This window comes from Rothia terrae (assembly GCF_012396615.1).
Lineage (GTDB): Bacteria > Actinomycetota > Actinomycetes > Actinomycetales > Micrococcaceae > Rothia > Rothia terrae.
Genome location: NZ_JAAXPV010000010.1, coordinates 72,959 through 97,419, shown reverse-complemented (window position 1 = coordinate 97,419; position 24,461 = coordinate 72,959). Strand labels below are relative to the sequence as shown.

Here is a 24,461-nt window from a genome sequence, read left to right as displayed (position 1 = left end):
TTCTTGAGGCGCATCTACCAGCAAGGTGTGCACAAGGGCATCTGCTGTGAGTACAGATGCCCTTGTAATGCTGGGTTTTTCGTAGACGTAGCTTACGCGTTTTCGTTGATGAAATTGACGGATGCGCCGTGTTCGACAGTGCGCGAAACGGTGCAGTCTTTTTCTGCTGAAAGTTTGATGAGGCGATCGACCATTCCCTGTGCCTTTTCACCATCAGCGTCGGCCGGGAATTTCACATTGAAACTGACCTCGATATCGTCCAGGCTGACGGCACCGTTATCGTCTTTGCGAATGCCCGAGGACAGTACCTCGAACGTTTCGGGTTCGCTACGGCGAGAGGTGACGACGTCAACGTCAACAGACGAGCATCCTGCAATAGCTGCCAGCAGGAGCTCGACCGGAGTGAGCATCCCCTCGCCTTGCCCGAAATCGAGAGTGTCGCCGTTTTTATTGGTGGCGCGGTAGTGCTTTTGTCCAACGCGTTCCACTTTAACTGCGCGGTAGTTGGGGTCTTGCGCGCGCTCGTTGTTTTCGCTCATGTCAGACGTCCTTTCAGAAGATTTTTCTTACCCCAGTATAAGGACGCGAGTACTCGAAATATTCCTGAGTGGTGCCCGCATTTGCGAAGACGGACACCGCATACACACTACAACGGCCCCGCCGCTACATAGCGACGAGGCCGAACAAAGTTAAAAGCTGTAACGCGTTACTTCTTGAGCGCGTCCAAAGCTGCCTGGTAGTTAGGCTCTTCGGTGATTTCGGGAACGAGCTCGGTGTAGATAACTTCGCCCTCGGTGTTGATGATGACAACTGCGCGCGCCAGCAGACCTGCCAGAGGGCCGTCTTCCATCTTCACGCCGTAGTCTTCACCGAATGATGAGCGGAATGCTGAGGTTGCTTCAACGTTTTCGATGCCCTCAGCAGCGCAGAAGCGTCCCAGTGCGAAGGGAAGGTCCTGTGAAACACCTACAACAACGGTGTTTTCGAGCTTGGTAGCGTCCTGGTTGAACTGGCGGACTGACTGTGCGCAGACGCCGGTGTCGATGGACGGGAAGATATTGAGAACGATGTTCTTACCTGAGTACTTATCAGCGCTGACGTCTTCGAGGTCGGTGTTGACGGTCAAAAACGCCGGTGCGAGCGCGCCTACTGCGGGCAGCTCGCCAACGGTGTGTACTTCAGTTCCTTGGAATTTAGTTTCAGCCATATCTTTATTGTGGGTCACATATCAGCACTTTGTACAGGTAGAAAACGTAATTAAGCTGATTGCCAAGTCTGCCTGCGGGTAAAGATTGGCTGGTTGCGAACTTCCTATACAAGCTGCTGGGCCGGGCATAGACTCTGCTGCATGAACACGAATTCCTTCCATTTTGAGTACAAGGTTCCCGGCGGAAAACTGCTCGTTGCAGATGTAACCGTTGAGGACACCATCATTACCTCAACGCTTATTTCAGGGGACTATTTTCTAGAGCCTGAAGAGGCTTTCGACGATATGACGCAGGCGTTGGTCGATGCGTCCACCAAAGATTCTGCCGATGAGCTGAAGAACCGCCTGGACGCGTCACTCGCTAAATACGGTGAGTCGCTTGCGCTCCATGGATTCTCTACCGCTGATGTGGCTCTCGTGGTTAAACGAGCTGTATCCGGCGCCAAGGATTTCACCGATTACGAGTGGGAGGTTCTTAATCCCGGCCCGCTCCCCTCACCTTTGAATGTTGGTCTTGACCAGTACCTGCTTGAAGAAGTGCAGGCAGGACGCCGCGGCCCCACCATGCGCATCTGGGACTGGGAAGATCGCGCGGTAGTCTTTGGCTCATACCAGTCGTACCAAAACGAAATTAACCAAGAAGGCGTTGAGAAGCACGGTATACAGGCAGTTCGACGCATCTCTGGCGGCGGTGCCATGTTCATGGAAGCCGGCAACTGCGTAACCTACTCGCTGTACCTCCCTGAAGAACTCGTTGCTGGTCTGAGCTACGAGCAGTCTTACGAGTACCTGGATCAGTGGGTTTTGGCGGCATTGAAAAAACTGGGCGTCAATGCCTGGTACCAGCCGATCAATGACATCACATCGGATAACGGCAAGATTGGTGGTGCCGCACAAAAGCGTATTAACGGTGCAGTTCTACACCACGTCACTATGTCCTACGATATCGATGCCAATAAGATGATGGACGTTTTGCGCATCGGTAAGGTCAAAATCGTTGACAAGGGAATCCGCTCAGCGAAGAAGCGAGTAGACCCGCTACGCCGTCAAACCGGTGCGACCCGCGAAGAAGTGGTGCAGACCCTCATCGACACTTTCACCTCCCGCTACGCCTCTCACATGGGCAAACTCAGCGAAGCTGATTTGGCAGCCGGTCAAAAGCTCGTTGATGAGAAGTTCTCCACCGAGCAGTGGCGTCATCGCGTGCCATAAAGCGCAGCTTACCCGCCGTACAAACATGAAAGGACGCGTCCCTTGACTCAGGGGCGCGTCCTGTCGCGTGAGATGCCTTTACGTCAGGCGCACCAGCGCAATGCCGATGACCATGACGCCCAGACTGAGCACCTGCGTCAGCGTTACTGCCCGCTGCGGAGCCTGCAGAAGCCCAAATTTGTCGACCATGAGCGAGCCGGTAATCATGCCGGTCAAAGCCGCCATAATCGTCAGCCCGGTGCCGAGAACGGGCACAAGAAGCGCGTTACCGGCAACAAACAGCGCACCAAGCACGCCGCCAAAGTACATCCACCAGGGGTTCTTCGTCTTGCCTTGAGGCACGCGGATGCGAATCTTCAGCTTGAGCACGCAAGCAATCAGGGCTAAAACGATGGTACCAACGGTGAAAGATACAAATGCTGACTTAGCGCTTGAACCGAGAACTACACCGAGGTGACCGTTGATAGCTGACTGCGCGGCCATCAAGAAGCCTGTTCCCAGTGCGAGCGCGCGCCAGCCCCACAGCCCTGCGTCCTGTCCATCAGAGGGCGAAGAATCTGAAGGCAGGTTTTTATGCGAGCGCTTTTGCCCCAGAACTACGGCACCAACCACGCCGGCGATTACCAGCAAGATACCGAGTAGCCGGGTGATATTGAGTGTTTGCTGGGCTGAGTAGAACAGCCCGAAAGTATCGATAATCAGCCCCATAATAATCTGTCCGGTAATCGGCAGAATCGCGGTTTGAACTCCACCGATTTTGGGAAAGATAAAGATGTTAGTGGTGAGACCAATAACGCCGAATAAACCGCCGAGCCACAGCCACGCGGGGTTCTGCGCGAAGGTGCTGAGCGGAAAGAGCACGGAGCCATTCACACATAAGGTAACGATGAACAAAAACACCGTACCGCCAATGAACGAAATCAAGGACGAGAGAAAGGGCGATCCTACAGATTCACGCAGCCGCGAGTTCAGGCAGGTCTGGATAGGCAACAGCAAGCCTGCCAGCACGCCAATACCTACACCGAATGTTTCAAGCCCCTGCATATCTAATGTCCTTTCACCCGCCTCTGTTCATTTTTATTGTAGGTGAAAGTATCTGCGAACCGTCATCTCGCGCGTTCTCACTTAGGACGCTATGTTCAGAAGTAGTAACTGTTGGGCAGTAGTGCCTGCTGCCAGTTAGCCTCTGTGCGAGGGCGGGTATTTTGAGAGCAAATATTTTTTGGCTTTGGGGTACTCACGCAGAATCATGCAGATTCCCAGTACTCCGACTACCAGCTGGGACGCCATTGCCCACTTGAACGGTTGCATGGCGTAGGTGTCGGGTGAGCCAGCGCCCTGCGCATCCAGCAGAAGGCCAACGATCAGCATCATCGAAAAAGCACCAACGTAACCGCCCATGTTGGCGATGCCGGTGGCTACGCCGCGTTGCGACAGTGGTGCGTGAGCACGAACGAGCTCGAAGGCGACCATCGAAATGGGACTACTCATTCCAAGCACAATGACCAGCGTAAAGAGTAGCCACAGCGGAGGTTGACCGGGCATCAAGACGATGATTGCCCACAAAATTTGTGAGCAGATGACCAGTCCTAGCACCATGTGTACGCGGTAGCTGGCAAAACGGGTGAGCAAGCCGCCCGCAAAAACACCGAAGACGAGTGTGGTGATAATGATGGTGGTAATCAGCATCGCTGCAACACCTTGCGAATAGCCTAGACCGCCAGTCACAAACGGGGTGCCCCACAGCAGGGTGAAGTTGAAAATCGTGAAAGATGTTGACAGGTGCACCCAAAACGCCATACGTATACCCGGGCGTTTGAGCAGTGCCTTGAGTGCCGGAAAAATACCGCTGGAGTTTGGCCCGGTAATCGGTAGCGCCTCGGTAATCGGCGATGCCTGATGAGCTTGTTCGAGGTTAGCCTGTTCAAAGTGTTGCTGGGCTTTCTTGCCGCGCAAACGTTGCAGAACGGTGTTCTGGCGCGGGTTATCGCGCAGAATAACAGCGGATGCGAGCGCCACGATCAGGCAGAGTATGGCGAGGACGCTAAAGCCTCCTTGCCATCCGGCGGCGGCAACCAGCATCACCAGCGGGGTGACGGCAATAATCTGCCCGATTTGTCCGATGTTGCCGCTGAGCTGGTTCATCACGGGAATCTGTTTGAAACCGAACCATTCAGAGATGAGCCGGACCATTGAGGTGAAGATGCACGCGTCCCCCGCACCAACGAGGATGCGGGCGATAATCGCAACGGGAATGGAGTCTGAGGCTCCTAGCAGGAACTGGCCAGCTGCCATTGCGCTGAGGCCGCTGGTAATCAGGGTTGGTGCGCCCCAGCGATCAAGCGCAATGCCTACGGGAATCTGCGCACCGGCGTACACTACCAGTTGCACGGTGACGAAGGTAGACAGCGCGGTTGCTTCGGCGCCAAAGTGCTCCTGGGCAACGGGGCCGAGGGCAGAAAACGAGCTTCGGTTGATGACAGCTAGCACGTAGGCAAGTACGCTCACCGCCCAAATGAGCCATTTCATGAGTGCTTTACCTCCTATCGGCGTGAGCGCTGGTCAAGGTTGAGTGGAGCGAGCGCCGCTTGCATGGTGGTTTTGCCGATGTCCACCGCGCGTTTGAGTGTTTGAGTGTTGCTGTTGACCATGGAGATTTTCGGCGCGTCTGCAGGCGGTGCTACCTGCAGTACGCGGTCAGAAGATTCGTGCATCAGAATCTCAATCTCCTGCTTGCGCCGGTTGCGAAGCTCCCAGGTGTGCGCTGAACCAGGCGTGTGTTTTTCCATCCAACGGGTGACAACGCGCTGCTTGTATTTGTTGGTAGCCGGTAGCTCAATGTTCGGGGCTTTGGTGCGGATGACCAGTACATGCGTAGCGCCGTCAGCAAGAGCAGTTTCAACGGGTACGTTCTCCGTCATACCGCCGTCAATAAACCGGCGTCCGGCAAGCTCCACCGGCTGTCCGGAAAGCACGGGGATGCGCGCGGTCGCCTTCATCGCTTTTTTCAGGCTGGGAACATCGGTGATGAAGGGGTGAAGGTCAACGTTTTCACCGGTGTCAGCGTCGGTTGCGATAGCGTGATACTCCACGTCTGATGCGATGATGTCGTCAAAACCCATGTGCGTGATGTTCTGGTACACGTAATCAATCAGGTAGTCGCCATCAACGATAGGCTTACGCGCCAGCACGTTGCAAAAATTGATGATTGATTTCATCGATTCCGGCTCCCACCAGCCGAACATATTAGCGTTGGCGCGCTGGCAGACAAACCAGGCGGCGTTCAGCGCACCGGCTGAGGTGCCGTAGACCGCGTCAAAAACATCCACAAGTCCGTAGTCTTCGAGCACGCCCACCATGCCACCGCCGTAGGCAGCGCGTGAACTTCCGCCTTCCAGCACAAGGGCTAACCGCGCATCGTCAGTACGATGCAGGGGAAGAGAGTTTGATTCATAGCGTTGCTGAATAAGTTCTAAGGTGGGGTGCATAAAGCCTAACTTTACTGCACACTTTTTGTACTTAGCGCATACGGCTAGCCTGGTCGAAAAATTCACGCTCCCAGAGGCTTGCTTCGATAAACGCGCGCATGGCTTGTTCACGTTCGGGTGCAGAAGCAGCCGCTAACAGACTTTCAACGATAGCAATCGCCTGTTGAGTAGAACGGGTAAAAGCTTCGTCCTGATAGGTGGTCAGCCACGCATGGTAAGGGTGATCTTCAGTGTTGATTTCGCTGAGTCGAAGGCCTATTTCTGCGTACATCCAATAACAGGGCAGAACGGCGGCTGCACCTACAACGTAGCTTTCTAATGCAGTGTTTGCTAACAGGTGGTTGGTGTACCCGGCAGTAATGGGCGTGATAGCCATCGAGACTACCTGGGTCAGCTCCTCACCGGTAACCTCAGCCAACCACGTATGGTGAAGAACCTGTTCCACAGAGATAGCTGAGGCGCTACCGGAACTCCAAAACACAGTGTGCACCGGGTCTGATGCTCGCGCCGCCAACGCCGCTAAGGCACGCGCGTAGCGGTTGAGGTAGTGCGCGTCCTGACGCTGATAAGCGGTGAACTCCCAGGTTTCAAGAGTTCCTTCCCGCAAACCGGTGAGAAAGTCATCGAACAGGGTTTGCTCTAAGATATCGTGCGTTAGCTGCGCCAGCAGACGCGTCCACTGACCGGCAGGTTGGATGCGGTAACGTGCCACGGCGTCAGCGTGCGGCAATAAGTCGGAGGAAGGATCTGAGGCGAACGCCTGCAGATCCACAGTTTGCGATAACCACGGTGTGCTGAGCGCATGAGCGGCGAGAGTACGCGCCCGATGCGAGTGGTCAATGGGACCGTGCCCCGTGCCAACCTGCAGTCCATCGGCCGCCCTAATGGAATCGTGTAGCCAACGCGTCACCCAGCCTAAAGCATCCTGGGGGTTCTCCCCTGCCGCGAGCCGGGTAGCCAGCGCCGACGACTGTGAGCAACCGGTGCCGTGAGTTGATTTTGTTTGAATGCGAGGTTGCATGGTGGTCGCAACAATACCGTGCGCTGCCACCAGATGATTGATAATGCGCTCTCCGTCAAGATGCCCGCCCTTCACCGCCACCAGCACGTCGTACTGCTGCGCCAGTGTACGCGCCGCATCAATCGCGCCCTCATCACTGAGAATGCTCCCGCTTTCGCATCCTGCCAGAATTTCAAGCTCTGGAGTATTGGGAGTTAGCACCGTTGCACGGTGAAAAAGCTGACGCAGATGCTGCTCGGCGTCCTCATCGATGAGTCTGTCGCCTGAGGTTGCAACCATCACCGGATCAATGACCACAATCGGCGGTTTTGTTTTCTCTAGCCACTGGTTGACAGCATCAATATAGGCAGTTTGTCCGAGCATACCAATCTTCACAGCATCGACAATCACGTCTGCTGATACCGCTTCCAACTGGATGGTAAGCACTGAGGCGTCGGGGTAATGTACGTCAGTTACCCCGTGGGTGTTCTGCGAAACCAGTGCGGTCACCGCTCCCATAGCGTAGCCGCCGGCAGCAGTAATAGATTTAATATCGGCGTGGATCCCGGCGCCACCGGTGGGGTCTGTTCCCGCAATGGAAAGTACGCGAGGAATAGCCATCTCTATGCTCCTTGAGCGTTTGCAGTGAAAGTTTCACCCGGTTGACGGGCATGGTTGAACAGGCGCACCATCTCGCGGGCTTCTTGACCAGGGGCGGGTGAAGCCACCAGCGCTGAAACCACCGCGATGTTATGGACGCTCGGCGCCAGATGCGCAATATCGGCTGTTTTAATGCCACCGATGGCTGTGGTAGGTACTTTAAGTTCGTCCGCAAGGCGAGCAATTCCGTCGAATCCAAGCGGTGGTGGAGCATCCGTTTTAGTGGCGGTCGTCCGCAAAACACCAACACCTGCCGAGTCAATCACGTCAGCTAGCCGGTTAGCCTCAGCGATCTCTGCCGGTTGCGAGACCGACCAGCCAATCTGTGCGTCTTGGCCTATCAGTTTTCGGACGCTACTCGGGTGAAGGTCGGTTTGGCCGATGTGCACCCCCGCAAGCTGAGCGCCAGCTTCGCGTGCTGCTAAATAAACATCGACCCTGTCATTGATGATTAAATCCGCTGTGCCAGCGGTGACGTCTGAGACTGCTAACGAAAGGTCATAAAAATACCTGGCGTCTACGTTCTTCCAGCGCAGTTGAACGGTTGAGACTCCCGCCGCAACGACAGTCTCTACCAGCTGAGTCGTCAAATCGATAGCCGCGCTGTGACGCTCTGCCTCACTTCTAAAGTGCCGCTCGGGGGTATGAGTCGCCAGGGAAAGCGGCGGATCCGTCACCAAGTAAATTCCAGGCCGCGGTGAGTTCTGTTGCACGGTCACCACCTACTCTTTATCGGTGGCGAGCTGTCGTACAGCGAGAAGTCGTTCCACGTCATCTTCGCTCACGTTCGCAAGAGCATCCAGGAAATTCGCGGCAAAAGTACCGGGACCGGCTGACACCTCTTGGGCCTGTTGAGCGGCAATCCCGTACACTGCATGTGCCGCAACCGTGCCCCACAAGGTATCCTCGGTGACAGAAACACAGGCACCAATCCCCGCACCCAATGCACACCCCGAGCCGGTTACTTTGGTCTGAATGGCATGGCCGTTAGCGCATTGGTAGTGGCGTTCGCCGTCCGTAATAAAGTCTGCGCTTCCCGATACCGCGACCACGGTCTTGTGCTTTTTCGCCAGTTCTATGGCGCTCCCGTGTGCGTCCTGCACCTGAGCTGTGCTGTCTGCGCCTCGGGCGGCTGCACCACCGCACAGGGCAATAATTTCGGAGGCATTACCGCGAATCACTGTGGGCCGGTAGTTCAATAGCTCATGGGCTAGACGGGTGCGAACCTTCAACGCACCAACAGCCACAGGGTCTAGTACCCAGGGAGTCTGAGAATGGTGAGCGGACTGTGCCGCTTCTGGAATCGCCAACTGCTGGCTAGTGCCGATAGTGCCTAAATTGATCAGCGTTGCAGATGAGATAGCCGCAAAATCTCCGGCCTCACCGGGCACATCCACCATCGCAGGCGATGCCCCAGCCGCCAATAAAACATTGGCGCTAAACCCCTGAACCACTGTGTTCGTGAGGCACTGCACCAGTGGGTTATGGGTGGGTAATGCTTTCCATACGTCGTAAATACGGCGCACAAGAGCTACTTCGCTCATTGTCCATTCCTCCGCTCGAATTACCGAGATCAGGTTCAAACGGGTATTTTCTCAGCCTCCCTGCATAGAGGCACCCCGTGGCAATACGCAACACACTACACCTGTTAACCCTAGTCAGAGAAGAGTAAACAGATATTTGACAGTATTTTTTACGAAAATATGTGAAAAGTTAATTCTTTGGTTGCACAGAGTTCTTTTATCAGAGCACTCACCCACTAAGCTATCTATATGTTGTTTCATCTCGCTCTGCCCGAAGATTTTGCCGTAGCTCAAGACACCGGCGTTTACACCGTTTCAACCCGCGGTCGCACTATTGACGAGGTTGGCTTTATTCACTGCTCAGCGTCCGTCGAACAGGTGCGCGAAGTGTGGCAGGCTTTTTACAGCGACCGTGAAGACATTCTTCTGCTCGCCATCAACGAGGACGCGGTTGAAGCAGAAGGTCTTACTATCAAGTTTGAAAACAGCGATCCCAACGATGCTGAATCCGAGATTTTCCCGCATATTTACGGCGGTCCGCTCCCCCTGTCTACCCTGAAAATTCAGTCATCTGGACTTCCACTGAACTAGCATCGGAACACCCCAATACTTATATAAAAGAAGCCGGCACCTTATGAAAAGGTGCCGGCTTCTTTGTTCTAAATGAAATTAGTTGACCTCGTGTGAGAGGTGGTCGTATGAGTTTTTAGCCTGCTCGAAAGCTACGCTTTCTGCCAGCAGATAGATGTCACCGGAGTTACGGTCGAACGCAACTACAGGCCATGAACCTGACGGTGTCTCTTCGAATTCGACGGCTTTCTTCGGTGCGCAGAACGTCACCACCCAGCGAGGGTCGTCTTCAGGGCTACCATCAAAGAGGTCAATCCCGAGAGGGCTTTTGCCGGGGTATTCCTGCAGGTTCCAGCCTTTACCGGCTTCGGGGAAGCTCTTGTAGAAGGACTGCTTATCTTCGTAGACTTCGAGAGTCTTGCCAAAAGGTGTTTCCATGTAAGCCATACTACAACCCGCTCGCAGTAAATAAGTAGTATGAGCAATGGTGTTTCAAGTGGCTATCCCAGACTGCAGGACGCCCGCTACCAGTAACGCTTTTTCTCTGGCTCACCTACAGGAACAAGAAGGCTATTTAGCCTTCTTCACGACAAAGGACTTGAAGTACATCTGGCCTGCGCCGGGAACCTTCGCTTCAATATCGTGACCGTTGACAGGTGACTCCAGTAGGCGAATACCGCGAACCTTAGTGCCGGCCTTGATATCAGCACCGCCCTTGGCTTTCAGACCCTTAGCAATAGTAACGGTGTCACCGTCTACTAATTCATTACCCACCGCGTCCTTCACGACCGCCACTGCAACCTCGGAGGTTTCAGCATCAGCAGCATCCGCGGACCACTCATGACCGCACATAGGGCACACCAAAAAGCGCACCGTTTTCGTAGGTGTAGTCTTCTGAACATTCGGGGCAAGCGGGCAAAGTATCAGCCATGAGGATCCCTTGTCTGTGTGAGTCGCATTAACGCGCATCGTGCTTTAAAAATACTAAACGGTAGATATCACCCAGCTGACCTGTTAGCGGCGGAAAGCTTCGAGCTTTCTATCACCATTGATAGCGAAAAGAGCGCCAATAGTTATATAAAAGAATTTTGCCCAACTTCACTATCCAAGACAGGACAGATGCGTACACCTATCCCCGATTATTTGACGGAAATCCTCGACTCGGTTCGCGATATTAAAGACGGCGAAGTTGCCGACTACATTCCAGCACTGAAGGACGCTGACCCTAACCTGCTGGGTATCGCCATGACCACCGCTGAGGGACACACCTATTCTGCCGGTGATGTTGAGGCTGAGTTCTCTATCCAGTCCATGTCTAAGCCCTTTGCCTACGCTGCGACCTTGACTGACCGCGGCATCGATTTCGTGGAGACCAAAATCGATGTTGAGCCCTCGGGTGATGCTTTCAACGACCTTTCAATTGAAGAAGGCACCAAGCGTCCCAAGAACGCGATGATTAATGCCGGTGCCATTTTGGCCCACCAGATGCTCATCGGTGAGGACGCGACAATGCAAGAACGCGTTGACCGCGTGACTGATTTCTTCTCGGCACTGGCTGGCCGCAAGCTGACCATGGATAAAGAAGTGTTCCAGTCAGAAATGGATCATTCCCACCGCAACCTTGCTTTTGCGCATATGCTGACCAGCTACGGCATGATGGAAGGCAAGGCTCACGAGGCAGTTGCGGGCTATACCGCCCAGTGCTCCATTTTGGTCAATGTTCAGGATATTGCAATGATGAGCGCAACCCTCGCAACCGGTGGTGTACACCCGGTAACCGGTGAACGCATGATTAAGCGCAGCGTGGTGCGTCATGTGCTGTCCGTGATGGCGTCCTCGGGTATGTACGATTCTGCCGGTGAGTGGTTTACAGACGTTGGAATTCCGGCGAAATCAGGTGTTGCCGGCGGTATTCTCGGCGCGATTCCTGGGCAGCTGGGTGTAGGTGTGTTTTCTCCTCCCCTGGATTCTCACGGCAACAGTGTGCGCGGCGTTGAGGTTTTCAAGCGCATGTCATCGGATATGTCCATGCACATGATGGAAGTTGACGGTGTGGTGTCGCGCTCCGTTCGCACCGTCAATACGGGTGATGACACCAGCATCGTGACGTTGCAGGGCAGCTTTACCTTCAACGCAGCGGAAAGCCTGCTCTACCGTTTGGAGAATGAGAAGCTCAGCTCTAAGGTCGTTTTCGATGTGAGCCGTGTTGAACGTTTTACCGGTGTGGGCCGCCGTATGACGCTTGAGGCGATGCGCCGACTGTGTGCAGAAGGCAAGCAGGTAGGCCTGGCAGACCCCGAGGGCGTACTGCCCAAGCCCGACATGGGCGACGGCACGTACCCGTTCGAGTACTGCAGCTAACTACAAAGGTGACCACGAAAGCGTCATTTTCCCCGGTTTTATCGGGCGAAAATGACGCTTTCGTGGTAACATCTGTCACGGCGCAAGCTGAGTTTCTTCACCCAGCTGAGGCCGCCAGTAAACTGCCCGCTCAGCCGTCAGTTCTCTGACATAAGGAGACGTTAGTTCATCCAGCGCCCGAATATAATCGGGCACTATCTCGCGTGGAAGTCGCAGACCCAAGGTCAGATGCGGAACCCAACGCGAACCGCGTCCTTCCGGATTGAGGGCGCTGAGCTGGCGAGCAGCGTCCTCGAGATCATCAGATGCCTCTAGTAGCCACGCCACTGTTTGCTTACGTTTCACGCCAAAGGTGACAATGCCAGCTCGTCGCAAGAACGAAGGTACGCACCCCGGCAGAACCTCCTGCGCCCGGTGCACCACTGCAGCGTCCATCTCTGGTGCAAATGTAAGAGAAATATGCGGACTTTGATGCTGCCTGGGAAAACCCAGAGCTTCGAGTTTGTCGAAAAGCTCGCGCACATACGCATCATCACGAGCAGACAGCCTCAACAAAATGTTCTCAGGCGATGGCACTAATGATTCCCTTCCTCACCGCGTAAGAGACCGTTAGATCACCAATTCGCCCTCACGCACGACGACTTGCCCGCCGGCTACCACCAGCTCACGACGGGGAGCGCGAACCAACGCATCCATCGGGTGCAAAGCATCAACCAGCACAATGTCAGCACGAGACCCAATAGTGAAATCATTGCGATCATTTCCCACAAACCAGGTGGCACCTTTCGTAATCATATCTACGGCGTCGGAGAGTTCTTCATCGCGTTTGAATCCGTGCAAACGAGCGAACTGCTGAGCCACACGCAACATATCACCATCACCGTACGGCGACCACAAATCCCGAATGCCATCCGTACCAAGCCTAAACGCACGCTGTTGTTCTTCATCAGATGCAGCGGCAGACGGGCAGACCCCACAGGAGCGACAGTTGACCACGATACACCGGCCTCGCCCAGCTCTTTCAGCAAAGACTCCTGGCGCGATGCAGGAACAGTGCTCAACGCAAATCCGTGAGCAATGTTGACCTTGCCCTGGCGACCAAACGCGTGGATGCGCTCCAGAATCATCTCGTATTCAAAATGACCCAGTGTCCCCGCATCGTGCAAGTGAATATCCAAACCGCAGTCGTATTTTGAAGCGATTTCAAAAAGCTGATCGAGCTGCCCCGCAGGATCACGATCAATCAGGCAAGGATCGAGACCACCGATATGAGCGACGCCAGTGCTCGCGGCTTTTTCGAGTAAGTCGCGGACGCCAGGACGACGGATCACGCCGTCTTGAGGGAAGGCTACGACCTCAACTTCTACGGCGTTTTGCAGGTTCTCTACAGCTTCAGCAACAGTTTCAAGCCCGCGAAGACCAACTCCCAAATCAACATCGATATGAGAGCGGATGCGCGTGGTGCCGGAGGCCAGCATCTGGCGCAAAACGGTTTCAGTCACTTGGGTACTAGGAATGTTGAGCTCATCCCGCTTTTCTCGCTCGAAAGAGATGCACCCCTGAGTGCTGGGCTCAGCACGATTAGACACCCAGTCGCGGTGCAACCAGCTTTTATCGATATGCGCGTGAGCATTCACAAAACCCGGCAGAGCCAGAAGCCCTTTTCCGTCGATAATCGTTGCATCTTGCGGCGCGGTTATTTCGGGTTCTTTGCGAGAAATCTGCCCGTCTTCAATCAGAAAATCTGTGGTCTCAGCACCGTTGCTTGCAGACCACTCACGAACGTTTTTGAGTACAAGAGTCATGGTTTTAGCCTATCAATTTTGGGGTGTGCAAGACCTTTTCTCCGGCAAGAATATGCCTTGCCATGGCATCTTTTACTCTCGCACTACGGCGGCAGATTCGCATCCGAAACCGCACACAAATCCTGTGAGAGGTACCCGTTATTACTTGATTATTAAATCTATTTACACTAGCCAGAGCATTATTTATCAGATTTTTTGCAGTTTTTTCAACAAAACAGTTACTTTCACTTACAAGTATTTACTAGGCTAGAAATTGTTCAAACCAAAAGATCCACAAGAAAAGCTTGTGGGCAACCCAGAGGAGATGAACACCATGAAGAAGCTGACTACTACCCTTGCTGGTACAACTCTTGCAACCGCTGCACTGTTTGGCGTAGTTGCTCCTGCAAATGCTGCTGACACTAACCTGTCAGACGCAGAGTACAACAAGCAGGTTCAGGAAGACTGGGGTCTCATGATTAATGAGTACTTCCCCGGCGGCTACATCCTCAACCTTGGCTACTAAGATTGGGCTAGCCTGACTGGAAAAAGACTTCCAGTCGACTTTCTTCAAGAAACCCACCCCTAGCAGGTGGGTTTCTTTATTTAAGATTTCTTTTTAACGGCCCAGGTTAACAATGCTTTCGGCACATAGCCAGCGCCCATTTTCCTGCACAAACTTCTGTTCTACATGCAGCGGCCATGCTTGGCCCGTGCCGTCGGCTCTATACCCGGTGATGATATCGCCGACCACCTTAGCCTCGGAATGAGATAGAACAGAAATGCTCACTTCCTTCTCGATGACTTGGTGGTAAACAAACTCCTCCGACTCGATGCCGCGCATCCACTCATCCAGCGGTTGTCTATAGCCAATCATATGCACCAGCACAGCATCATCCGTGAAGCACTCTCTCAACGCAATGATGTCAGCAGCATCCATTGCGGCCAGCTGCGCTTTCCAATTATCTGCGATTCCTTCTTTAGCCTGGTGGGACATTTACTTTCCTTAACAAAAAATGAGTTGCCAGATGGTTGGATTATCTGGCAACTCACTTGCACATGAGGCACTACACCTTATGCGGTTGCAGGACCTTCATCGTTGGGGTCAACTGCAGGGTCTGAAACGACATCTGCGGGAGCCTTGTCAGCGATCTTCTGAGCCTTCTTGTCAGCCTGCTTCTCTGCCTTCTTTTCCACCTTAGCCGCATCCTTTTTTGCCTGAGCAAGCTCCTTGTCAGCCTGCTTCTCTGCCTTAGCGAGGTCCTTTTCTACCTGCTTTTCAGCCTTAGTTTCAGCACGGTTTTCCTTAACCTCTTCAGTCTTAGCCTTAGCTTTTTCAGCACCGGTTGCAGCGGCTTCCTTAGCCTTGTCAGCAACAATGGGAGCCTTTTCGCTGATGGTCTCCTGTGCTGTCTTTACGGTTTCCTGAACCTTGGGGTCATTCCACACGTTGTTAGCCTGGGTCTTGAGCTTTTCGTAGCTGCCACGGCCTGCACGTGCACCGAGTACGTAGCCAACGCCTGCGCCAGCTACAAATGCCAAACGAGTCTTCATAGTAAATACCTCTTGTTTGAAGTGAGCGGTTACTGTTTGTCATTATGCCAAACAACCCAAAGTGGTCCGCCTCATAACACACCAAGTTCACCGAACTTTTATCAAGTGGGCTGATTATTTTTCACAGGGTACGCAAAACCCCTAGCGTTCCGCTCATCCACTGGGACTTTAAGTCCTTCTGGTGAGCGGAACGCTAGGGGTTACGATGCATCAGCCGGGGTTAGACGTTGAAGCGGAACTCTACAACATCGCCGTCAGCCATGATGTAGTCCTTACCTTCCATACGGACCTTGCCTTTTGCCTTCGCTTCCTGCATGGAGCCAGCGGCATCAAGGTCTTCGAATGAGACAACCTCAGACTTAATGAAGCCGCGCTCGAAGTCGGTGTGAATAACACCAGCAGCCTGCGGAGCGGTGTCGCCCTTTGAGATGGTCCACGCGCGTGATTCCTTAGGACCTGCGGTGAGGTAGGTCTGTAGCCCCAAGGTGGAGAAGCCAACGCGTGCAAGCTTGTCTAGGCCTGACTCGTCCTGACCTGACATTTCGAGCATCTCGCGCGCTTCTTCTTCGTCGAGTTCAACCATGTCAGCTTCGAGCTTGGCGTCCAAGAAGACAGCCTCAGCAGGCGCAACGAGGTCGCGCAGCTCTTTCTGCTTTTCTTCAGATGCCAGGACGCCTTCGTCTGAGTTGAAGACGTAGATAAAAGGCTTGGTGGTGAGCAAGTTCAGCTCGCGTAAAAGTGCGAAGTCCAGCTTCGCCTCGTCCTTCTTAGAGATCAGGGTGTCGCCTGCTTCAAGGACGGTCTGAGCCTTCTTGTATTCTTCAAGCTGGGCGGCGTCGCCCTTCTTGATTTTTACAGCCTTCTCAAGGCGCGGAATAGCATTTTCGAGGGTCTGCAGGTCGGCAAGAACCAGCTCGGTGTTGATGGTTTCCATGTCGGACGCGGGATCAACCTTGCCGTCAACGTGGATTACGTCGGGATCATCGAAGGCACGAACAACCTGCGCGATAGCGTGTGCTTCGCGGATGTTTGCCAGGAACTGGTTGCCCAGGCCTTCGCCCTCGGACGCACCGCGAACGATACCCGCAATATCAACGAAGGAGACAGTTGCGGGCAGGATTCGCTCGGAACCGAAGATTTCAGCTAGACGATTCAGACGCTCGTCGGGAAGGTTCACAACACCAATATTGGGTTCGATGGTTGCGAAGGGGTAGTTTGCTGCCAGGATGTTGTTCTTGGTCAGCGCGTTGAAGAGGGTTGACTTGCCAACGTTGGGCAGACCAACAATGCCGATAGTAAGAGCCACGGAAAATAAACCTTTGTTTGTGGACGTTCTTTTGCCTCTAGTCTACTAGGCACAGCAAGGCGCGCGCTTGTTCCGATGCGAACGAGGCAGGTGAGTTTGGTTGTGTTTTTCAGGACTCACCGGTTGACCCGGCGTTTTGGGGCTGAACCGGCTATAACCAACCGCCGGTTCAAGGAAAAAACGCCGGGTCAATTTTTCAAGATTCCAGAGTTGCCGGTGCCCCGCGCCTAAACCTCATGCTCGGGTATATCGATAATATCGATAACACCGGTCATGGGGCCGACGGCTTCGTGCGCTCCCCCGCCGAGGTTGATGATGACGACGCCGGCGATAATGAGCGCCACGCCTACAACCTTTACAAGGCTCAGCGGCTCGCCCAAAAAGGCTACACCGATCGCGACAATCGCTGCAGTGCCCAGCCCGGACCACATCGCGTACGCTACGCCCACGGGGATTACCTTGACTGCCTGGGCAAGGCCGAAGAACGATACAGCGTAAAGTGTCAAGCAACCTAGCGTCGGTAGCAAACGGGTAAAACCCTCAGTGGTTTTCAGCAGGGACGTTGCTAGAAGTTCTGCGCCGATGGCTAGCGTCAAAAAGAGGTAGGGCATGTGGTATTCCTGAATGCTGTGGTCAATGTGTGCATAATTTCTCTACAAATAAATGAGGTACCGTACGTTCAGCCTTGAACCTACGGTACCTCTTACGCTCAGGCGAAAGCCTAGCGAGTTGGCTTCGAGCCGCGTCCGCCTAGCTGGCGTCCTTCGGCTTCAGTACCCTTTAGCGCAGACCGCAGTTCCTTAGGCAGGGAGAAGAGAATGTCTTCTTTAGCGGTCTCAACTTCTTCAACGCTTGAGTACCCGTAATCTGACAGCAGACGCAACACGTCCTGCACGAGAACATCGGGCACAGAGGCGCCGGAAGTTACACCAACCGTTGCTACGCCTTCAAACCATGCCTCATCTACCTCGTGGGCGAAGTCGACCAGGTATGCCTGCTTTGCACCGTACTCCAGGGCGACCTCTTTCAAACGCACTGAGTTTGATGAGTTGGTGGATCCCACAACAATCACCAAATCGGCGTTGGGAGCGATCTCCTTGATAGCGCCCTGACGGTTTGAGGTCGCGTAGCAGATGTCGTCTGACGGCGGGTTCTGCAACGAGGGAAAACGCTCTTTGAGACGCTCAACGGTTTCAAGGGTCTCATCGACAGACAAAGTGGTCTGCGACAGCCACACAACCTTCTCAGGATCGCGTACTGTTACCTGGTCAACTTCATCAGGTGAATTCACAATCTGGATGTGTTCGGGAGCCTCACCAGCGGTGCCTTCAACTTCTTCGTGACCGGTGTGACCAATCAGCAGAATGTCGTAGTCCTGCTTTGCAAAACGCACAGCTTCGCGGTGAACCTTATTCACCAGCGGGCAGGTCGCGTCAATAGTGTTGAGCTGGCGTTCAGCAGCCGAGTTCACCACAGCGGGTGAGACACCGTGCGCTGAGAACACGGTGACTGAGCCCTCGGGAACCTCATCAACATCGTCCACAAAAATTGCGCCCTGCGCCTCTAATGTCTCAACCACGTGGCGGTTGTGCACAATCTGCTTGCGCACGTACACAGGAGCGCCGTAGTGTTCCAAAGCCTTTTCAACTGCAATCACCGCGCGGTCAACGCCAGCGCAGTAACCGCGAGGGGCAGCAAGAAGAACCTTCTTCTCACCGAGTACAGGGGCTGCCACCTCAACTTCTTCGCGAGTACGACGGACGCGCGGTACATGGGGCAGACCGAGAGAAACAGAATTGTTTTCGACTGAAAGTGCAGACATAGTCTCTATCCTAATAGGAATTTTTAGCGGGTGCGTGCCGATGTGGTGGCTCTGACACCGTAAGATACAACGCTTATTGCAATGGCAAGAAGCAGGCATACCGCTGAAACAAGAGCGACGTTAGTAGCCAGCATTTTGGCGAATTCGGCAACTGAGCCTGAGAGGGTTTGCACCAGCTGGTTCATGAATGTTTTACCGGTGTCGGTGGGTATGTTCAGTGACCCCAATCCCCATGTCGCGCCGGATGCGAGCATCGAAAAAATCCAGAGGATAGCAGCGCCGATAAATCCAACAATCGCGGTGAACAAGAAGCGATTTTTCGGCCACAGAGCAAACATCGCCAGCCCAAGAGCCGCTGTAATTCCTGTCAGTATTTTCCAACTTGCTGCAAAGTTTGTCAGACGCTGAGCAAACGAGTTAATGGGGTACCCGCCGTCCGATCCATCCAGCAGAACCAATTTTTGATCGGCGTCAGCATTGATATCGATGCCAAGCGGTTGCCCGATAGTCTGATCCACCTGGTCATACAGGTAGTTCAGATCCAGCGCTGCAGGTTTTACTTCGCCGTTAAATAAGTAGTTATGGGTATCGTTCATGACGGTTTCCCAGGTCTGCGGATAGTTGTCGTTCGTCACCACAGCTTGAGCTGAATCATGAACGGTCGTATTCACTTGATCGTGCAACCAGTTCTGCGCGCTACCGTACCAGGCCGTTGAGTTACCATCGCCTAGCACGCTCTGAACGCTCGATGAGTTCATGACGTCATCTGCCACAGAGTTCGCCAGTGAACTTTGAAAATCAGCGTTGTGAGCCATCGACGAGCTAATCTGGCTGAAACCTTGCGGATCGATGATAGTCTGCTGTGTCCAGTAGGCCAGTGCGCTGGCTACACCAGACAGTAAGAAAAATGGGGCCAATATTATGCACAGGGCACGACGCGTCTTGGCAAGAATGGGAGCGCGGCGCGTCCTTCTTTCAGGCGAGTAAGCCGCTACTTCTTGTACTTCTTCGTTGCGTATATAACTGTGAAGTTGCTCGGCATAGTTATGAGACACCTGATGATGCGCAGGATAAAAAGCCTGAGGACTCGGCTTGACTGGCTGAGCTACCGGCGCAGAGTATGCCGCAACGCTTTGATGATGTTGTGCGTAATCGCTGTCCTGTGTGTAGGCAGGTACTTCAGGGTTCTCCCAGTTGCCATCACCGTAGTCGTCGTTGAGCGGAGTTACCTTGGGCAAGGATTGTTCAGTGGTGTTCATAGGACGCGTGTGGTCATCGACCGCGGCAGAAAAAATTTCTGTAGCGTCCGGATCTTCGAATCGGTTTTGCTGTGATGGCATGTTTTTAAAGTACAGGGTGTTTCTGTGCGCAGGCTAGGGATGCGCGGTGAGCTGATTTTTTGCGAGAATTTTCGCGCTATTTTCGCGAAGGCTCTTATATTGTCAGGGGTTGCCTTTAAGGTTGTAGACATGCCCCAATCTTTTGAACCAGCTCCCGGCGAGGTGCCAGTACCCGATGCTCAGCGTATTTTGGCGCCGACCGCCGGTTCTACTACGCCCGAGAACCCGTGGCCGTTGCGTGTGCTTTCGACCAAGTTGCATGAGTATATTGCCCGCTCTTCACCGACCTGGGTTGAGGGTCAGATTATTGAGCTCAATAAGCGTGCCCGCGTCACCTATCTAACCTTGCGAGATGTCGATGAAGAAATCTCGGTGTCCGTTACCTTGTTCGGCCAGGAAATGGCTAAGGTGCAGGGAAATCTTGAGCGCGGTCAGCGTGTGGTCATTCAGCTTAAGCCTGATTTTTGGGTTAAGACCGGCCGTTTATCGATGTTAGGACGCGACGTCCGCCCTGTGGGTACAGGTTCGATGTTAGAGCGTATTGAGAAGCTCAAACAGGCTCTAGCGCAAGAGGGACTTTTTGCCGATCATCTGAAAAAACCGCTCCCGCTCTTACCTCACCGCATTGGTTTGATTACCGGTAGAGATTCCGATGCGATGAAGGACGTTATTCGCAACGCCTCTTTGCGGTGGCCAGCAGTCAATTTTGAGGTGCGAGAGGTAGCTGTGCAAGGTGTTCACGCTGTGCGTGAGGTAACGGCGGCTCTTGCAGAATTAGATGCTCACCCCGAGGTTGACGTGATTGTGATTGCTCGTGGCGGTGGCTCACTCGAAGATCTTCTGCCTTTCAGCGAAGAAGCAATGGTTCGGGCTGTTGCTACTGCTCGCACGCCCGTGGTTTCAGCTATCGGACATGAGGCAGATAACCCCATCCTCGATCTTGTTGCCGATGTTCGCGCGTCCACTCCCACGGACGCGGGTAAACGCATCGTGCCCGATGTTGCTGATGAGAAACAACGCATCGTTCAGGCACGTGACTATATCGAACGCTCCGTGCAGCAGTTCATTGAAAATGAACGGTACGCACTGGTACAGATTCGATCGCGCCCTGTACTGGCCACCCCGGATTCAACGCTACTAGCTCGCGAAGAAGATCTCGAACGTCTGCGGTCGCGCCTGCACATGGCGGCACAAACTCAGGTGCTGCGAGGTCGCGAGAATATCATGCAGTTGCGAGCGCGCGTCACCGCTCTTTCACCGCAGCGAACACTTGAACGCGGGTACGCGGTGGTGCAGACGGATGCTGGCGAGCTTGTACGTGACGCCGCCGCTTTGGCTGAGGGCACTGAGGTTATGATTCGTGCGGCTCAGGGTTCCGCGAAGGCTAATATCACCACTGTTTTTGAATCGAATATCTAATTTTTAGGAAAGGCACATTATGAGCGAGAACAACATTACTTTCAATGATTCCACCGGCGGCACCCCGGCAGAGGAACTTACCTACGAGCAGGCACGTACAGAACTGATGCAGGTTGTTACCCGCATGGAATCCAGTACGTCGTCTCTTGAAGAATCCATTGCGTTGTGGGAGCGCGGCGAGGCCTTGGCAGCCCGCTGTGAAGCGTGGTTGGACGGTGCGCAGGCTCGTCTTGCCGCGGCAAGGGCTGAGCCCAATCACGCTGAAAACCACGGCTCATAGCTTTCGGATATAAAAATGGGGCGAACGCATCGAGTGTTCGCCCCATGATGTAGATACAGTATTTAGTTCTGTTTATATTCAGACAGGAAGTTTCCTAGTCGTTCAAGTGCCGAGTGCAGAGTCTGCGTATCGGGCAGGAAGACCAGTCTGAAGTGGTCGGGAGCGTCCCAGTTGAAAGCGCTACCGGTGCTAATGAGAATCTTCTGATCGTGCAACAGGTCCAGGGCAAACTGATCGTCCGAGGTGATATTGAACTTGTCAGTATCTAACTTGGGGAACAGGTAGAGCGCGCCGTCAGCTTGGTTAACGGTCACGCCGTCCATCTCGCTGAGCATCTTGTAACTCAAATCGCGCTGTTCTTTCAGACGTCCGCCAGGTACCAGAAGCTCATTGATGGACTGGTATCCACCCAAGGCGGTCTGTATAGCGTGCTGTGCGGGTACGTTGGCGCACAGGCGCATAGATGCGAGCAGCTGAATACCTTCGAGGTAGTCGGTTGCCTGCCACTTGGGACCGGTAATAGCTACCCAGCCTGCGCGGTAGCCACACACGCGATACGCCTTAGATAGGCCTGAGAAGGTCAAGCACAGCACGTCATCGTCGCACACTGTTGCGGCGTGAACCATCTCAGCGCCATCATAGGTAATTTTCTCGTAAATCTCGTCAGCGAAAACAATGAGGTTGTACTCGCGGGCCACATCAATAATCTCCTGCAGAATCTCCTTGGAGTAGACTGCGCCGGTGGGGTTGTTGGGGTTGATGATAACGATGCCCTTGGTTTTAGACGTAATCTTCGACTTGATGTCTTCAACGTCCGGGAACCAGTTATTTTCTTCATCGCAACGGTAGTGCACAGGAGTGCCGCCAGCGAGCGCGGTGGATGCCGTCCACAGCGGGTAGTCGGGCATGGGCACGAGAATTTCATCGCCCTGATCGCACAGTGCCTGCAGGGTCATGGGGATAAGTTCTGAGACGCCGTTGCCGAGGTAGACATCGGTGGGTTCGATGTCCATGATTCCCTTGTTCTGGTAGTACTGAATGATGGCAGTACGCGCTGTATAGAGACCGCGAGAGTCTGAGTACCCCTGGGTTTCGGGTAGGTGACGGATAATGTCCATCATGATGGCGTCCGGGGCTTCAAAGCCGAAGGGCGCGGGGTTACCGATATTCAGCTTGAGGATGCGTTGACCGCGGGATTCCATGCGCTCTGCTTCTTCAAGGAGCGGACCGCGGATATCGTACAGAACGTTCTGGAGCTTTTTCGACTGCTTATATACTGCCATGAGATTTAGGTTACTCCGTTAGGTGGTCTAACCAGAATTTTGCCGCTTCTTGTGTCGTAATAGAGTGCTCACCGGTGGTGAGTCTATTGAGCTGAACGAGGTCGGTTGTTTTCAGGTTCGCTGAGACGGTGTTGATGGTGTCTTTTGCGGTACTGGGCAACTCGTTTTCTCGGACAACGGGCACAATGTTTTGGGCAATAAAGTTGTTTTGAGTATCTTCGAGCACAATGAACTTGTTGTCAACGATGTCGGGTGAGCTCGTGTAGATATCTGCTACTTGAACGGTGTCGTCGGCGAGGTTGTCGGCGAGTTTTTGTTGAGAGCCTTCGCCGATGAACTTTGCGGGTTTGCAACTGTAGTTCTCTGCGAGGCCGGGTAGACCGTAGCTTCTGGTGCTAAAGCTTTCTGGGCCGCCGAAAGTAAGCTTTCCGCAGTATTGTGCAAGATCGTTGATGGTGCTGATGTCGTATCTAGCCGCTGTCACACGGGTTACGACGAGGGCGTCCTTGTTTTCAGCGCTTGCGGCGTCGAGTAGGCTCAGTCCGGTGGGTAGCACGCGGTCGAGAGTTGAGGTGATGTCGTTACCGTTCATCCCGCGGATGTTGAGGGGGCTACCTGTGGGAGATGGAGTGGGTGACTGAGTCAGACCGGGCAGGGTTTCAGTGGGCTCCGGCGTAGGGCTTTCCGTTTCTTCTTGACGCTCTTTTTCAATATCGGAGGGGCTGATTTCACCGTCGTTGGTGAGTTTGAGTAGCAGGTTACCGCTGTAGTCAGGAGTGATATCAACGGTGGTTGGGTCATTGACCACGGTCTCATCAGATGCCGATGCACTATCAGTGCTTTCTTCAGCGCCGGAAGAATCTCGGGGGCTTTCCATTGCCGTCAGGTAGTCATCGCGACTATCGCCGGTGTCAGTAACTTCAACCGTGTACCCCGCTCGCTCAAGCGCTTGGGCATAAATATTGGCAACGATCTCAGTTTCAGAAGAGATGCCAGAAGAAATAGTAATGGTGCCAAGGTCCGAACCCTTGGGGTCGGTAGGAATGGTAGGCGATGCCTGGCTACACCCGCTCAACACCAATAAACCGGCAAGTGCGCTACCGGTTAGAACACGCGCTCGACGCATTTTCTTCACTGCAATATCCCTTGAATTCCCGCGCTATTTAGCGAGTTTACGTTCTCTAAAACGACGCGCCCAGTCGGTGCTGTTCGCATACCCCATCATGGTTGCCGCTGCATCTACCAGATGTACTTTTTGGATTTTGTCGAGGTCTGAAATAGGCACCCATTTGGCTTGATCTGATGAGCCACCAATTTCATGGCGCAAAGTACCACCCTCGATATGGGCGCGATACACAATACGCAGGGCACAAAAGATGCGATCAGAGCCAGCGTTGGGATCGAAGTAGCCGGCATCCACACCGAGCAAATCCTCAGGGGCCGCGTCGTACCCGGTCTCTTCAAAAACCTCACGAACCACGGTGTCATAAGGTTGCTCCCCCGGGTCTATACCGCCACCGGGCAGACTCCATGCAGGAGTTTTACCGTCAGAAGGCACCCAACGAGTGAGCAGAATTTTGCCTTGTTCGATAATGACGGCGTAAGCAGAGGGGCGTGTATCCATAGAAAGCGGCATAGTTTCAATACTAAAG

General features: G+C 53.8%; 27 protein-coding genes, 1 pseudogene and 1 riboswitch. Of the genes and pseudogenes, 6 read left to right on the top strand and 22 right to left on the bottom strand.

All coding sequences use genetic code 11. The features are described from left to right. Positions 1–92: 92 nt before the first annotated feature. Both HF984_RS07080 and tpx read right to left on the bottom strand, forming a co-directional pair. The gene (locus HF984_RS07080) at positions 93–539 is read right to left on the bottom strand and encodes an OsmC family protein (RefSeq protein WP_168614981.1); all 447 of its coding nucleotides are present in this window, start codon (positions 537–539) and stop codon (positions 93–95) included. A gap of 167 nt (positions 540–706) precedes the next feature. Further along, positions 707–1,207 carry a thiol peroxidase gene (gene tpx / locus HF984_RS07075; protein ID WP_168614980.1) on the bottom strand — a complete coding sequence of 167 codons (501 nt, stop codon included), beginning with the start codon at positions 1,205–1,207 and terminating at the stop codon, positions 707–709. A 141-nt stretch (positions 1,208–1,348) separates the two neighbouring features. On the opposite strand from tpx, the gene HF984_RS07070 reads away from it, so the two are divergent. Further along, the gene (locus HF984_RS07070; protein WP_168614979.1) at positions 1,349–2,419 is read left to right on the top strand and encodes a lipoate--protein ligase family protein; all 1,071 of its coding nucleotides are present in this window, start codon (positions 1,349–1,351) and stop codon (positions 2,417–2,419) included. Between the two features lie 78 nt (positions 2,420–2,497). On the opposite strand, the gene HF984_RS07065 is transcribed toward HF984_RS07070, so the two are convergent. The 6 genes from HF984_RS07065 to thiM form a co-directional block, all read right to left on the bottom strand. After that, on the bottom strand, positions 2,498–3,463 hold the full coding sequence (locus HF984_RS07065; protein WP_168614978.1) for a DMT family transporter: 966 nt from the start codon (positions 3,461–3,463) through the stop codon (positions 2,498–2,500). A gap of 135 nt (positions 3,464–3,598) precedes the next feature. After that, a complete protein-coding gene (locus HF984_RS07060; RefSeq protein ID WP_168614977.1) occupies positions 3,599–4,948 on the bottom strand; it encodes an MFS transporter in 1,350 nt (449 codons plus the stop codon). Positions 4,949–4,962: 14 nt separating this feature from the next. Continuing rightward, positions 4,963–5,907: a patatin-like phospholipase family protein gene (locus tag HF984_RS07055; RefSeq protein ID WP_168614976.1), complete on the bottom strand. Its 945-nt coding sequence runs from the start codon at positions 5,905–5,907 to the stop codon at positions 4,963–4,965. A 31-nt stretch (positions 5,908–5,938) separates the two neighbouring features. Beyond that, positions 5,939–7,528 carry a bifunctional hydroxymethylpyrimidine kinase/phosphomethylpyrimidine kinase gene (locus tag HF984_RS07050; RefSeq protein ID WP_168614975.1) on the bottom strand — a complete coding sequence of 530 codons (1,590 nt, stop codon included), beginning with the start codon at positions 7,526–7,528 and terminating at the stop codon, positions 5,939–5,941. Positions 7,529–7,530: 2 nt separating this feature from the next. Next, on the bottom strand, positions 7,531–8,280 hold the full coding sequence (locus HF984_RS07045) for a thiamine phosphate synthase (protein WP_168614974.1): 750 nt from the start codon (positions 8,278–8,280) through the stop codon (positions 7,531–7,533). A gap of 9 nt (positions 8,281–8,289) precedes the next feature. Further along, on the bottom strand, positions 8,290–9,111 hold the full coding sequence (thiM, locus tag HF984_RS07040) for a hydroxyethylthiazole kinase (RefSeq protein WP_168614973.1): 822 nt from the start codon (positions 9,109–9,111) through the stop codon (positions 8,290–8,292). Continuing rightward, a riboswitch (TPP riboswitch) is annotated at positions 9,101–9,199 on the bottom strand. Its footprint overlaps the gene before it by 11 nt. Before the next feature lie 140 nt (positions 9,200–9,339). On the opposite strand from thiM, the gene HF984_RS07035 reads away from it, so the two are divergent. Continuing rightward, positions 9,340–9,681: a DUF952 domain-containing protein gene (locus tag HF984_RS07035; RefSeq protein ID WP_168614972.1), complete on the top strand. Its 342-nt coding sequence runs from the start codon at positions 9,340–9,342 to the stop codon at positions 9,679–9,681. 78 nt (positions 9,682–9,759) lie between these two features. On the opposite strand, the gene HF984_RS07030 is transcribed toward HF984_RS07035, so the two are convergent. Then, positions 9,760–10,098 carry a hypothetical protein gene (locus HF984_RS07030; RefSeq protein WP_168614971.1) on the bottom strand — a complete coding sequence of 113 codons (339 nt, stop codon included), beginning with the start codon at positions 10,096–10,098 and terminating at the stop codon, positions 9,760–9,762. A gap of 132 nt (positions 10,099–10,230) precedes the next feature. Continuing rightward, positions 10,231–10,591: pseudogene (locus HF984_RS07025) on the bottom strand (zinc ribbon domain-containing protein YjdM). 188 nt (positions 10,592–10,779) lie between these two features. Between HF984_RS07025 and HF984_RS07020 the strand changes: the two are divergent. After that, positions 10,780–12,021: a glutaminase gene (locus tag HF984_RS07020; RefSeq protein WP_168614969.1), complete on the top strand. Its 1,242-nt coding sequence runs from the start codon at positions 10,780–10,782 to the stop codon at positions 12,019–12,021. Positions 12,022–12,096: 75 nt separating this feature from the next. Here the strand turns inward: HF984_RS07020 and HF984_RS07015 are convergent, their stop codons facing one another. Genes HF984_RS07015 through HF984_RS07010 form a run of 3 tightly spaced genes read right to left on the bottom strand, consistent with a single transcriptional unit; the run spans position 12,097 to position 13,826 of the window. Next, positions 12,097–12,597: a 2'-5' RNA ligase family protein gene (locus HF984_RS07015; protein WP_168614968.1), complete on the bottom strand. Its 501-nt coding sequence runs from the start codon at positions 12,595–12,597 to the stop codon at positions 12,097–12,099. A gap of 33 nt (positions 12,598–12,630) precedes the next feature. Then, positions 12,631–12,882, bottom strand: a complete 252-nt coding sequence (locus tag HF984_RS11530) for a hypothetical protein (protein WP_343947427.1) — start codon at positions 12,880–12,882, stop codon at positions 12,631–12,633. Beyond that, positions 12,819–13,826 (bottom strand): amidohydrolase family protein, encoded by a 1,008-nt coding sequence (locus HF984_RS07010; RefSeq protein WP_247596510.1) that lies wholly within the window; start codon positions 13,824–13,826, stop codon positions 12,819–12,821. Before HF984_RS07010 ends, HF984_RS11530 begins: the two co-directional genes overlap by 64 nt. A gap of 286 nt (positions 13,827–14,112) precedes the next feature. Between HF984_RS07010 and HF984_RS07005 the strand changes: the two genes are divergently transcribed. Continuing rightward, a complete protein-coding gene (locus HF984_RS07005; RefSeq protein WP_168614967.1) occupies positions 14,113–14,331 on the top strand; it encodes a hypothetical protein in 219 nt (72 codons plus the stop codon). 93 nt (positions 14,332–14,424) lie between these two features. Here the strand turns inward: HF984_RS07005 and HF984_RS07000 are convergent, their stop codons facing one another. The 6 genes from HF984_RS07000 to HF984_RS06975 all read right to left on the bottom strand — a co-directional run bounded on the left by HF984_RS07000 (position 14,425) and on the right by HF984_RS06975 (position 19,827). Next, complete coding sequence (locus HF984_RS07000; RefSeq protein ID WP_168614966.1) at positions 14,425–14,802, bottom strand: nuclear transport factor 2 family protein; 378 nt, start codon at positions 14,800–14,802, stop codon at positions 14,425–14,427. Between the two features lie 77 nt (positions 14,803–14,879). After that, positions 14,880–15,359 (bottom strand): prolipoprotein diacylglyceryl transferase, encoded by a 480-nt coding sequence (locus tag HF984_RS11525; protein ID WP_247596509.1) that lies wholly within the window; start codon positions 15,357–15,359, stop codon positions 14,880–14,882. A gap of 220 nt (positions 15,360–15,579) precedes the next feature. Then, a complete protein-coding gene (ychF, locus tag HF984_RS06990) occupies positions 15,580–16,665 on the bottom strand; it encodes a redox-regulated ATPase YchF (RefSeq protein ID WP_168614965.1) in 1,086 nt (361 codons plus the stop codon). Positions 16,666–16,892: 227 nt separating this feature from the next. Further along, positions 16,893–17,276: a DMT family transporter gene (locus HF984_RS06985; RefSeq protein ID WP_168614964.1), complete on the bottom strand. Its 384-nt coding sequence runs from the start codon at positions 17,274–17,276 to the stop codon at positions 16,893–16,895. Between the two features lie 110 nt (positions 17,277–17,386). Continuing rightward, positions 17,387–18,487, bottom strand: coding sequence for a 4-hydroxy-3-methylbut-2-enyl diphosphate reductase (locus HF984_RS06980; protein WP_168614963.1), 1,101 nt, complete (start codon positions 18,485–18,487; stop codon positions 17,387–17,389). 23 nt (positions 18,488–18,510) lie between these two features. Next, the gene (locus HF984_RS06975; protein ID WP_168614962.1) at positions 18,511–19,827 is read right to left on the bottom strand and encodes a hypothetical protein; all 1,317 of its coding nucleotides are present in this window, start codon (positions 19,825–19,827) and stop codon (positions 18,511–18,513) included. A gap of 129 nt (positions 19,828–19,956) precedes the next feature. On the opposite strand from HF984_RS06975, the gene xseA reads away from it, so the two are divergent. Together xseA and HF984_RS06965 are read left to right on the top strand one after the other, a co-directional pair. Further along, the gene (gene xseA, locus HF984_RS06970; protein WP_168614961.1) at positions 19,957–21,246 is read left to right on the top strand and encodes an exodeoxyribonuclease VII large subunit; all 1,290 of its coding nucleotides are present in this window, start codon (positions 19,957–19,959) and stop codon (positions 21,244–21,246) included. Positions 21,247–21,265: 19 nt separating this feature from the next. Further along, the gene (locus HF984_RS06965; protein ID WP_168614960.1) at positions 21,266–21,526 is read left to right on the top strand and encodes an exodeoxyribonuclease VII small subunit; all 261 of its coding nucleotides are present in this window, start codon (positions 21,266–21,268) and stop codon (positions 21,524–21,526) included. Positions 21,527–21,588: 62 nt separating this feature from the next. Here HF984_RS06965 and HF984_RS06960 read toward each other — a convergent pair whose 3' ends face one another. From HF984_RS06960 to HF984_RS06950, 3 genes are read right to left on the bottom strand one after another with little or no spacing between them, the layout of a single operon-like run. Continuing rightward, complete coding sequence (locus tag HF984_RS06960; RefSeq protein WP_168614959.1) at positions 21,589–22,809, bottom strand: pyridoxal phosphate-dependent aminotransferase; 1,221 nt, start codon at positions 22,807–22,809, stop codon at positions 21,589–21,591. A gap of 10 nt (positions 22,810–22,819) precedes the next feature. After that, a complete protein-coding gene (locus HF984_RS06955) occupies positions 22,820–23,935 on the bottom strand; it encodes an ABC transporter substrate-binding protein (protein ID WP_247596521.1) in 1,116 nt (371 codons plus the stop codon). A 33-nt stretch (positions 23,936–23,968) separates the two neighbouring features. Continuing rightward, positions 23,969–24,433 carry an NUDIX hydrolase gene (locus tag HF984_RS06950; RefSeq protein WP_228008175.1) on the bottom strand — a complete coding sequence of 155 codons (465 nt, stop codon included), beginning with the start codon at positions 24,431–24,433 and terminating at the stop codon, positions 23,969–23,971. Positions 24,434–24,461 lie beyond the last annotated feature (28 nt).